General features: G+C 36.8%; 9 protein-coding genes. 6 read left to right on the top strand and 3 right to left on the bottom strand.

The window, feature by feature from the left end; translation table 11 throughout:
• Nucleotides 1–12 precede the first annotated feature (12 nt).
• Nucleotides 13–429, top strand: coding sequence for a hypothetical protein (locus tag ACQ76T_RS14830; RefSeq protein ID WP_431344074.1), 417 nt, complete (start codon nt 13–15; stop codon nt 427–429).
• Between the two features lie 89 nt (nt 430–518).
• Here the strand turns inward: ACQ76T_RS14830 and ACQ76T_RS14825 are convergent, their stop codons facing one another.
• The 3 genes from ACQ76T_RS14825 to ACQ76T_RS14815 all read right to left on the bottom strand — a co-directional run bounded on the left by ACQ76T_RS14825 (nt 519) and on the right by ACQ76T_RS14815 (nt 4,999).
• Nucleotides 519–2,357 carry a M1 family metallopeptidase gene (locus tag ACQ76T_RS14825; protein ID WP_431344073.1) on the bottom strand — a complete coding sequence of 613 codons (1,839 nt, stop codon included), beginning with the start codon at nt 2,355–2,357 and terminating at the stop codon, nt 519–521.
• A 304-nt stretch (nt 2,358–2,661) separates the two neighbouring features.
• On the bottom strand, nt 2,662–3,132 hold the full coding sequence (locus ACQ76T_RS14820; protein WP_431344072.1) for a DUF1572 domain-containing protein: 471 nt from the start codon (nt 3,130–3,132) through the stop codon (nt 2,662–2,664).
• Between the two features lie 175 nt (nt 3,133–3,307).
• A complete protein-coding gene (locus ACQ76T_RS14815) occupies nt 3,308–4,999 on the bottom strand; it encodes a DUF6909 family protein (RefSeq protein ID WP_431344071.1) in 1,692 nt (563 codons plus the stop codon).
• A gap of 225 nt (nt 5,000–5,224) precedes the next feature.
• Between ACQ76T_RS14815 and ACQ76T_RS14810 the strand changes: the two genes are divergently transcribed.
• The 5 genes from ACQ76T_RS14810 (at nt 5,225) to ACQ76T_RS14790 (ending at nt 11,720) form a co-directional block, all read left to right on the top strand.
• Nucleotides 5,225–5,707, top strand: a complete 483-nt coding sequence (locus ACQ76T_RS14810) for a hypothetical protein (RefSeq protein WP_431344070.1) — start codon at nt 5,225–5,227, stop codon at nt 5,705–5,707.
• A gap of 138 nt (nt 5,708–5,845) precedes the next feature.
• On the top strand, nt 5,846–8,041 hold the full coding sequence (locus ACQ76T_RS14805) for a glutamine synthetase III (RefSeq protein ID WP_431344069.1): 2,196 nt from the start codon (nt 5,846–5,848) through the stop codon (nt 8,039–8,041).
• A gap of 166 nt (nt 8,042–8,207) precedes the next feature.
• Nucleotides 8,208–8,900: a response regulator transcription factor gene (locus ACQ76T_RS14800; RefSeq protein ID WP_431344068.1), complete on the top strand. Its 693-nt coding sequence runs from the start codon at nt 8,208–8,210 to the stop codon at nt 8,898–8,900.
• The gene (locus tag ACQ76T_RS14795; protein WP_431344067.1) at nt 8,897–10,249 is read left to right on the top strand and encodes a sensor histidine kinase; all 1,353 of its coding nucleotides are present in this window, start codon (nt 8,897–8,899) and stop codon (nt 10,247–10,249) included. The genes ACQ76T_RS14800 and ACQ76T_RS14795 overlap by 4 nt, the downstream gene beginning before the upstream one ends.
• 79 nt (nt 10,250–10,328) lie before the next feature.
• Nucleotides 10,329–11,720 carry a TolC family protein gene (locus ACQ76T_RS14790; protein WP_431344066.1) on the top strand — a complete coding sequence of 464 codons (1,392 nt, stop codon included), beginning with the start codon at nt 10,329–10,331 and terminating at the stop codon, nt 11,718–11,720.
• Nucleotides 11,721–11,735: the final 15 nt, after the last annotated feature.

Here is an 11,735-nt window from a genome sequence, read left to right as displayed (position 1 = left end):
TTTGTAATGATTATGAAATTCAGTAAAGCCATTCCAAAATTAATAGGAGCAATGTACATTTTTATATTCTTAAAGAATATATTACAGTTGTTGTTCGGGTATGTATTCAGTGAGAATACGGATATTAAGTTTTATAAAATTTATGCTATTTCAAAAACTCCTTATGGTTTAGATTTTATTCTTCTGTTGGTTCTCACTTATGAATGTCTTCTCTTTGCTCTGGTCTATTTCTGTGTTTTCAGTATTCTGTATTTTATTACAGTAAAGTATGGTAATGCCTTATGGATACACATTGTTTATTTCATGAGCATCTATTCTGTAATCGTTTTGGCCACCCATACTGAATTTGATATTTATTTTTCTCTCATCATGATCATTTCGGGAATATTAAACTGGTGGCTATTTAAGAAATGGATTAAAGTGCCTTAGAAAGGATAGTAATCTCCAAAGAATATTAAAGAATTTGATAACAAAAAAACCGCAACGTTGTTGCGGTTTTCTTTATTATTTATGGGAAATTATTTCACTTCTACGAAGTTGTCTTCCATATTTACATCAGCAAGTCTCTGGCTGAAATCTATTCCTAATACAGATAACTGAGATTTTGTATAAGGAACTGTAATGGTATACTCTTTCTGAGTCCAAGGCCAGTAAGGCATTGTTTTAAATTCTCCATAAGAATCTTTTTCTTTCCAGGTGTGTGTCATATTAAGAGGAATCTGGTAAGTAACCACTTTCTTATCTTTTGTCAGCACACTGAAATCAATCGGCATTGGAACCTGACCTTTATTGATCAAAGTAATGGTGGTAGAATTAGCTTCATATTTCACATCTTTGATCCCGTAATCGATCGTTTTGGTAGTATTGATCCAATAGTTCTGGAACCACTTCAAGTCCATCCCTGAAACTTTCTGAGCAATATGCAGGAAGTCTCTGTCTGAAGGGTGCTTCATACTCCACTGATCATAATATTGTTTTAAGGTTTCTGCGAGCTTCTCCTCTCCCATAATATATCCTAACTGAACAAGGAACAATTCTCCTTTCACATAGGAAGCATAGGTATAAGCGGTACCGTTATCGTGGTGATCTCCCAGCCATACTGCAGGTTCTTCAATTCCTTTTTTAACAAATTTTCTGTAGGCATCCAATCTTTCCATAAAAGGATTCGGTAATTGCTCCGGAAACAGCTGATACATGGTATATCCTTCTGCATAGCTTGTAAAGCCTTCGTCCATCCACGGGCGCACCGACTCGTTGGTGGCAAGCATCTGCTGATACCATGAGTGAGATCCTTCGTGAGCCATTAATCCTAAAAGATCTTTAACGCTCTTCGCTTCTCCAAGGATCATGGTGCACATCCCGTACTCCATTCCGCCATCACCACCCTGGATGAAAGCATAAGTTGGATATACATATTTCCCAAAGTGGGAGTTCATGATCTGGAAGTATTTCGTAACGTAAGGCTGTGCTTCTCCCCACACTTTTGTTTTATCATTCTTCTGGTAAACGAAATAAACTTTCGGCCCATCCGGAACATTGAAGCTTTCTACAGAATAGTCTCTGTCTGCACTCCAGGCAAAATCCAGAATGTTTTTAGCGGTCCATTTCCAGCTTACTTTTTTATCTTTTTCTGCCTTTATCTTCGCATTGGCATCGTATCCTTTTACCTCAGTAGGGTTTTCAAGGATTCCTCCTGCTCCTACCACATAGTCTTTGTTGATTTTAATGGTAACATCAAAGTCTGAGAAAGGGGCATGGAATTCTCTTCCCAGATAATCAAAAGTTGCCCAGCCATCATAATCGTACTCTGCAATTTTCGGATACCACTGCGTCATGGTCATATCTACTCCTTCTCTGTTATTTCTTCCACTTCTTCTGATCTGCTGAGGGATCACAGCATCCCAGTCCATCGTAAAGGTTGTTGTTGAATTGGGTTTGATAGGTTCAGCTAAATAGACTTTCATTATGGTCTCCTGAACTTCAAATTTCAGGTCTTTGCCATTCTGTTTAATCCAGTGGATATTTTGTGCTCCTTCCTGATCTTTTGGAATGGAGGCCAATCTTGAAATTCCGTCTTTCTGTAATCTGGAGTCACCATTTTTTCCCTGGGAAGCCACTCTCTGGTCCATCATGGAATTGGGTTTAAAAGCGTTCCAGTATAAGTGGAAATACACGACATTCAGCTCATCGGGTGAGTTGTTCGTATATTCTAGAGTCTGTTTTCCCTGGTAGGTAAATTTTTCAGCATTAACATCAATATCCATCTTGTACTTCGCAGCCTGCTGATAGTAAGCTCCTTGCTGAGCCTGAAATTGTGAAATGATAAACGCAAAAATGATTGCAGCCGATTTTCTCATTTAAAATTTTATTTTTTCTAAAGGTAGGTAATTTAAACAAAACCCTCAAATGTGGAGTTATAAGAGGGTTTTTATTCTTTTTTATATGGTTTTAGATGAATTAAAATCTTAATTGTTAAATTTTTTAATTGTGGGAATTTTTATTTTTTTAACCACAGATGACGCGGATTTTCACGGATGATTGGGGAGAGTTTTTTTTGGGAGGGTTAATGGGTGTGAGAGTTTATTTTTTAACCGCAGAGGACGCGGATTTTCGCAGATGATTGAGGATATTTTTTTGGAGAGCAGGGAAAAGCAATAAAAGTTATGGGGTTTTGAGGAGTTTTTTGATTAAGGTAATCTGCCCCAGATGATAGTAACAATGCTCAATCATTCCGTCAATATTTCTTTGGTAGGTTCCGTATTTTTCATCAACGAAGACCTCATCCATTTTAGAATCGGGCATCTGTTCCAGTAAAGTGGCAAAATTTTCGGAATCTTTCCAGAGCTTATTCAAAAGAGCTTCCCACTGTTGTTGGGATTCTATAGCAGGGAGATCAAAACTGAATTTGTCTTTTATTTCAAAGGCTCCTCCTTCAAAGACATTTATGAGTCCCGCTATATAATAATCAATATGAAAAGAAAGCATGGCAATGGTATTCAAAGAATCTATCTTTGTTACCGCCTGCTCCCAGGTAACATCTGAAAGCTGATCTTTAAAATTGGTATTGGCAATCCAGAGACCATCGAGAAGGACTTCTGTGAATCTTTTTGATAATTCTAATACTGAGCTCATAAGTCATTGTTTTTATTTTTCAAGAGTCACAATATAAGATTTTTTCAGCAAGATCTCTTCACCCTTGTCAAGGTTTAAAACCTTGACAAGGGTGAAGGAATGAGGTATTTTCTCCAGCACAAAAAACCTCAGATGTCAATACATCTGAGGTTGATATTATAATTTTATATTACAATTATTTTTTAGCAGAAGCTTCTTTTTTTCCGCTTCTTAAAATCTTTTCAAGAATTCTTAAAGTAATCAGATAAGTTGGTTTTACTCCTGTAAGCCCTAATCCTCCCGAGGATAATGTACTTCCCGTTTCCAATGGGTTATCCGATGCATAGTACGCGTAGCATACAAACAGATCCGGTGAAATGTGGTGTCTGATCTTAGAAGCCACCTGAATCGCTTTTTGATAGTGTGCTCCTTCCATTTCAAGACCGATGGCCTTCCATGAAGTGTTCATAAAATAGGAAAGAATGTCTTTATTCTGAAGGGAAGTTCCTAAAACGGTAATCATTGGTCCTTCAAAAGCTTTCAATTCATCATCTTTGAAATCGTCCAACTTCAATGCGTTTTCAAAAGGATAGTTATCTGCCGTTCCTTCAAAAATATGAGAGGTAGGAATCATAATATCTCCTTTTTCTCCTGTAAGAATACCTGCTTTCCCCATAATGGAAACAGATTTTACATGCATCATATATACTTCTCCTTTATGCTCAAAAGGCCTTAGCAATTCATCCATTACTTCGAAAGCCTGCTCTCCGAATGCATAGTCAAAAACCATCACCACATCATCTCCTCCAAACTTGCAGTCTGCGAATGGTGTATTCTTAAGATCTGTTTTGCTGAGGTCTATAATCTGTACATCAATATTACTTCCGCTCTTATCGGCAATGTGGATCATCCCTTCGTCCAATGCATATTTCAGCACTTTATCACGAAGCTCTTTTTTATTCGAAATCTCTTCGTACAATTTGTAATCTACCTCATTATGCTGTTTCTTTTTAAGGGCGTTATTAGAATACAGCATATTTTTCACCGAGTGCATATTGGCAGAAATAATGTGCAACGGGCGCATATGAAGATTGTTTTCAAATAAAACTTCCTTCACTTTGTTGGCCCATTTTTCTCCAAAATAATGGTGACCTACTCTTTCTTTTAATATAGAACTGAAATGAATTTCTCTTTCTCTGCTCCCTTTAGCATCATCGAGACTTACTTTTCCTAAGTTGTAGATAATTTTGAATAAACGGTCAGGGTTTTCATCATCCCCAAAAGTATTGTAAGCTCTTAACGTTTCATCAAAAGATCTTCCTATAAGGGAGGAAAGGTGAATAAGTGCCACCTCTTTTTCTTTTCTGCTGAATTTTTTCTCTCCTTTTACTACTTCTTCGATAATCTTGAAAGCACGTGTTGGCTTCCAGTTTTCATCCTGAATGAATGCCAGATTACGGATTTTATCAGCTTCTATAAATAGGAAGGTAAGGTGGGTAAGAATGTCATAAATTTCGGAACGGCCCAAAAGAACCTCAATATTCATCTGGTGTTCGTCTATTCTATAACAGTTTCTTCTTCTTTTCTTCGGAACAATAGGTTCGAAACTTCCTTTATCAAACCCTTCATCTGATGTAAGATGAATAAAAGCACACTCCTCAATCCCTTCCGGAAGTCTGTCTAAAACATACATCAACCCGTCAAGTTCCAACTTACTTGGAATATTCATGGTTCCGTAAATTTCCGGATTGATGATCTTCAACAAACTTCTGATACTTTCTCCTGAAACCCCTCCCGGCTTGAAAAATCCTCTATAAAATAAATGTCTCATAGAGATGTATAATCTTTCAATAGCCTCTGTGGTTTCTCTTGCTCTAGAATTTGTCATAAAATAAATTTCACACAAATATACAAAATCTCCGTTCAACTTATTTTAACTATCTTTTAATAAGTTGTTTAAAAGCCATGGATAAAGCAGACTGAACAATAAGACAGAGCATTAGTTTTTCTTCTGTTTTGAATAATAACTATTTCTTTTTTTAATCTTATATTTATACAACCTTAGGTATAGGATTTGAGATAAAAAGGAAGTTCAATACAAAGAACCATAGCCATGACATTATCAAGAATATTGAACCAGATAAAATACAGAGTACATAAAGTTTCTCTTTTTTGGAAGGTATGGATCTGTCATATTCTGCTTTATTTCTTAGCGCTTATGCTTTTTTTAATGATAAAAGAAGGGAATTCGGACGATACTATTCTTCGTGACAATATCTTTCTATTACTTCTAAAAAGTTCTGTTATAGGATTATTTGGTTTTCTGGACGGAATAGGTCCTTTGATCTTCGTCTCTGTCGCAGTTATGTATCTTATCAATTTATATTTCCAAAAGCTATATATAAGTTATATATTATCCTTAGCTTTAACATATCCTGTTTTCATGCAGTTTTGTAATGAGGGATATGGCTCCAATACTATTACGGTAATCAGTTTAGCCATTACAGTCATCATTACTATGATTATTTTTAGAAAAAGCATTCATACAAACCCAGTTCAAGAGAATGAGAGAACCATAGATTCTGATTCAGTATAAATAGAGAATGCCCCCTCTCAAAAATAAAACCATTGTTTAAATTTTAGTTAAAATTCACAACACCCCTAAAAAAAATAGGGGTAAAATATTTTCAATCCATTTTTTTTGTAAATTTGCCCTGTAAAAAATCACCCAAATATGTCAACCTTAAGATTCAAAGCATTAGAAACCCTACCATTTAAGGATTTCAGAAAAGACAACTCTGTTGAAATCCCTGCAAAATTATCTGAACTGTTCTGCAAAAATGTTTTCTCTGAAGAAACGATGAGAGAATATTTAACAAAAGAAGCATTCGGTTCTATAATGGATGCGATAAAAAAAGGAACTAAAATCCAAAGACACATCGCAGACCAGGTAGCGGTAGCAATGAAAGACTGGGCAATGAGCAAAGGTGTAACACACTACACTCACTGGTTTCAGCCTTTGACAGGAACCACTGCAGAAAAGCACGATTCTTTTTTTACTCCCATTGAAGGAGGAAGAGCGATTGAAAGATTCAGCGGAAACATGCTGATCCAACAGGAACCTGATGCATCATCTTTCCCGAACGGAGGAATCAGAAACACATTTGAAGCAAGAGGATATACAGCTTGGGACCCTACTTCTCCGGCATTTATCATGGGAACTACACTTTGTATTCCTTCTATCTTTATTTCTTATACCGGAGAAACGTTAGATTATAAAGCACCTCTTTTAAGAGCTTTGAACGCGGTGGATGAAGCTGCAACCAATGTAATGCAGTATTTTGACAAAAACGTAACGAAAGTAACGCCTACTTTGGGTTGGGAGCAGGAATATTTCCTTGTAGATTCAGCATTATACCAATCTCGTCCGGACCTTGTATTAACAGGTAAGACCTTATTAGGACACTCTCCGGCAAAAGGACAACAGTTGGATGATCATTATTTCGGTTCTATTCCTACAAGAGTAATGAACTTCATGAAAGAGTTGGAAATTGAGTGTATGAAATTGGGTATCCCTGCAACAACAAGACACAACGAGGTTGCTCCTAACCAGTTTGAGCTTGCTCCAATGTTTGAAGAGGTAAACGTCGCTGTAGACCATAACTCTTTATTGATGGATATCATGGCAAGAGTAGCTCACAAGCACCACTTCCATATCCTTTTCCACGAAAAACCTTTTGCAGGGGTAAACGGAAGTGGAAAACATAACAACTGGTCTTTAGCAACTGATACCGGTGAAAACCTTTTAAGCCCTGGAAAAAATCCAAAGAAAAACTTACAGTTCCTTACCTTCTTTGTGAACACCATTAAAGCGGTTCATGAGTATGCAGATCTATTAAGAGCAAGTATTGCTTCTGCAAGCAATGACCACAGATTGGGAGCGAATGAAGCACCACCGGCAATTATCTCCGTATTCATCGGAAGCCAGTTGTTCAGCGTTTTGGAAGAGCTTGAAAAAGTAACCAACGGAAAATTATCTCCGGAAGAAAAAACAGAATTAAAATTAAATGTAGTTGGAAAAATTCCTGAAATCCTGTTAGACAACACAGACAGAAACAGAACTTCTCCATTTGCATTCACAGGAAATAAATTTGAGATCAGAGCCGTAGGTTCTTCTGCAAACTGTGCAGAATCTATGACGGTTATGAACACCATTGCTGCAAAACAGCTTAATGACTTCAAAAAAGAAGTAGATGCTCTTATCGAAGGAGGATTGAAGAAAGATGAAGCGATCTTTAATGTATTGAGAGAATACATCAAACAATCGAAGAGTATTATGTTTGAAGGGGACGGATATTCTGACGACTGGGCTAAAGAAGCCGAGAAAAGAGGATTGAACAACCTTAAAACAACGCCGGAAGCATTAAAGCAGGAAATGGATAAAAAATTCTTAGATCTTTATGAAGAGATGGGAATTTTCAACCACAGAGAAGTAGAAGCAAGAAACGAAATAAAGTTAGAAAAATATTCTACGGTTATTGATATTGAGGCAAGAGTGTTAAGCGATATTGCAAGAAACCACATTATTCCTTCTGCTTTAAACTATCAGAACAGATTAATTGAAAACGTAAAGGGTCTTAAAGACATCTTCGGAGATAAAGAATTCAAACCATTGGCAAAAGAGCAAATGAGTTTAATTACAAATATTTCTGAAAACGTTTCTAAAATCAAACTTGGTGTAGAAGATCTTCTGAAAGCAAGAGAAGAGGCAAAAGGTGTATCGGATAGCCAAAAACAGGCAGAAGAGTACTGCAACAAGGTAAAACCACTATTCGACAATATCAGAGAGGCATCAGATGCTTTGGAAATGATGGTAGATGATGAGCTTTGGCCAATGACAAAATACAGAGAAATGTTGTTTACTAAATAACATCTGTAAAGTTCCATATTAGTTTAAATTCCCCGGAAAACTGGGGAATTTTTTCGTTTCGATGGTTTTTAGAAGACTTAAAAGATTTTAGCTTAAAACACTTATAGACAAAGACTTCAACAACTTCAAAATTGGTACAGAATTTAATTATAATTTTGCGTCAATTATGAAAATCCTGATCATAGAAGACAACAAGGAACTTGCTCAAAGTATGGAATTTTACCTTGAAGGCGAGAACTATATCTGCGAATGTGCTTACAATTATAATGAAGCGCTGGAACGCCTTACCTTCAATTCTTATGATTGTATTTTACTTGATATCATGTTGCCGGACGGAAACGGATTGAATATTCTGAATTACATCAAAACCGAAAAAATCAGCAGCGGGATTCTCATTATTTCTGCAAAAAATGCGCTAGACGATAAAATTAACGGGCTGGAAAAAGGAGCTGACGACTATATCACGAAACCTTTCCACCTTCCTGAGCTACATGCCAGACTAAGGGCCGTTTACCGCCGAAAGAAAATGGAGGGTTACAACGAAGTTAAATTCAACGAAATAGTATTAAATACAGACACTTACGAAGTAGTTATCAGCAACAGCCGACTAGAAGTGACTCAAAAAGAGTTTGAATTACTGCTGTACTTCCTCGTAAATAAAAACCGTGTATTATCCAAGCAATCGATCGCCAATCATCTTTGGGGTGATTATACGGACAATTTAGCTAATTTTGATTTCGTGTATCAGCACGTCAAAAATCTGAGAAAAAAAATCGGTGCTGCCCAGGGAAACGATTATATCGAAACCATCTACGGATTGGGATATAAGTTTAATGCTTTAAAATATAATGGTTCATGAATTTATTGAATAAAATATCAGTCTGGTTTATTGCCATCGTATTGCTTGTGACCCCTATAAGTATGTACATTTCGTACAGCAGTATAAAAAAACGTATTGACAGTTTTGAGACTGAACGACTTAAAAACGTTAACAACTACGTTATCAATCAAATAGAAAAAGGAGAAGTCCCTACAAAAACATCTCAGGGTTTACCTATTTCCATAAGTTTATTTACTGGCAAAAAGATCCCCTCACAACCGGAGATTTTCCATACCTGCCTACAAGACAAAGGAGTATCCAAGAATGAATGTAAAATTCTGGTCAATTCCTACGCAAAGGTTAACAATAAAACCTATAAGATATCATCATACGGCTATATTACGGCCAGCCATCAGATTATTGACGGAATGCTGGTGGCTTTTGTCTGGAAAGTACTTCTAATTACAAGTATTGTTTTATTTACCGCAAGAATTTTATCAAAATTCATCTTAAAACCTTTTCATCACGCCATCAATGAACTTCAGCAATTCAGTATTCAGAAAAAGGAACGTTTGCAGCTTTTACAAACCAGCACCAAGGAATTCAAAAAATTAAACGAATTTCTGAAAACAATGACAGACAAAGCGTTAGAAGACTACGCTTCTGTTAAAGAATTCTCAGAGAATGCTTCCCATGAAGTTCAAACTCCTTTAGCCATTATTCAAAGCAAAATAGAACTATTAGCTGAAACAGAGATCAACGAAAATCAGGCAATTTTGTTAACCGATATTCAAAATTCCATTGATAAGCTAAGCAGGATCAACCGTTCCTTAATTCTTCTTACCAAACTGAACAATAATGAATTTCCCACTAACGATGAGCTAAAATTCTGCCGCGTAGAGAGAGAAGCATTGTGTATGTATGCCGACCACCTCGCCCTGAAGAATATTACCTTAAACAGAACTTGTGAAAAGAGTGTATATGTAAAAATACATCCCACATTAGCCGAAATTCTTTTGAGCAATCTTCTGTCCAATGCCATTCGACACAATTTGGAAGGCGGGAAAATTGAAATCAATTTAACCCACAGTTACTTTCAGATCAACAATACGGGATTACCCCCTCATGTTCCAACTCAGGAACTTTTCAAAAGATTTAAGAAAAACAATCAGTCGCAGGAAAGTATCGGGCTCGGCCTTTCTATTGTAAAACAGATCTGTGAAGTCAATGATTTCTCTGTACATTATGATTTTACAGACGGATGGCACAGCATTACCATCTATTTCGACAATACCAAAATGCATGAACCTACCCTCTGCGACAAGATATCTGCCGAAAACGCAACCCTATTTGAACCCGTAGAACAGATGGTAAATTTTGCTAAATAATTGATTTTTAAATTATTTTTATAACTTCAAATTTGCTTCAAAATGTATTTTTTACTTTGAAAAAAGAAAAATACGTTAGATGCTTTCAAGAGTTTTTATCCTCGCATTATTATCCGTTTTTTTTGTCAACACTACGAAAGCACAGCAAGTTCTCACACTTCAGTCTGCGCTGGAAACAGCCGTTCAAAACTACGGATCTATCAAAGCCAAGGAGTCTTATCGTTTATCATCGAAAGAATCCATAGAACTGGCAAAACGGCAATACCTGCCTAATCTTAACATCAGCCTCCAACAGGATTACGGAACCGTCAACGGACAAAATGGTCCTCTGTATGGTTTCGGAGGATATGGAGTAGCCTCATCCGGGCTTCCTCTTCCTGATCAGAATTGGAATGCTTCTTTCGGAGCACTGTATCTGGCGAATGTCAACTGGGAATTTTTCTCTTTTGGAAAAGCCAAACAAAGAGTAAAAGTGGCAGAATCTAAAAATCAGAGAGATACTAAAGATTTATCTGATGAAATCTTCCAGCACAAGGTGAAAGTTGCAGCCGCTTATCTGAATGTCTTAGCTGCCAACAAATTAAAGCTTTCCTACGCCCGAAACCTGGGGAGAACCGATACCATCAGACGAATTGTTGAGGTAAAAGAACGAAACGGAATTGTTCCCGGTGTGGATTTATCCCTTGCAAAAGCAGACTATGCTAATGCCATGATTACTTACACCAAAGCAAAAGACAATGAGCAGGAACAGGAAAACAAACTTGCCCAATTACTAGGGATTCCCGCTCAGGAATTTGTATTGGACAGCACTTTATTAAAAAGGATTCCTGATGAATTTCCTTCCGAGAAAAGTTCTTCTTTGGACAGCCACCCTTTATTAGCTTTATATAAAAGCAGGATCAATGTAAGTGAACAGGAAAAACAGTTTCTGAAAACCCAATATTACCCGTCATTTTCAATGGTAGGAATTTTCCAGACGAGAGGTTCGGGATTCGGGAACAGCTATGCCCAGAATCAAAATGATTACTCTACCTCTTATTGGGACGGAGTTCATCCTACAAGAAGCAATTACCTGGTAGGACTTGGTGTTTCATGGAATTTTACTCAAACATACAGATTATCAAAGGAAATAAGCGCTCAGGATTATGTAAGCCAAGGTTTGCAACATGAGTATGATCTGGCAGAACAACAGCTAAAAGCTCAATTGAATCTATCCGATAACAAATGGAAAAATGCCATTACCGTTTATGATCAGGTTCCTATTCAGCTGAAATCGGCTACTGATGCTTACATTCAAAGATCTGTTCTCTATAAAAATGGCTTAACTGATCTCATTGATTTATCTCAAGCCATTTATGCGTTAGTAAGGGCCGAAACCGACAGAGATATCGCTGTAAGCAATGTATGGAATGCTTTATTGTTAAAAGCGGCCGCATTGGGTGATTTTTCTGTATTTGAAAACGAGCTCTAAGATTAGTATCAATTA

Source organism: Chryseobacterium sp. JK1 (assembly GCF_050632815.1).
Lineage (GTDB): Bacteria > Bacteroidota > Bacteroidia > Flavobacteriales > Weeksellaceae > Chryseobacterium.
Note: the sequence above shows the minus strand (reverse complement) of the source record. Positions and strands in the feature narration are given on the sequence as shown.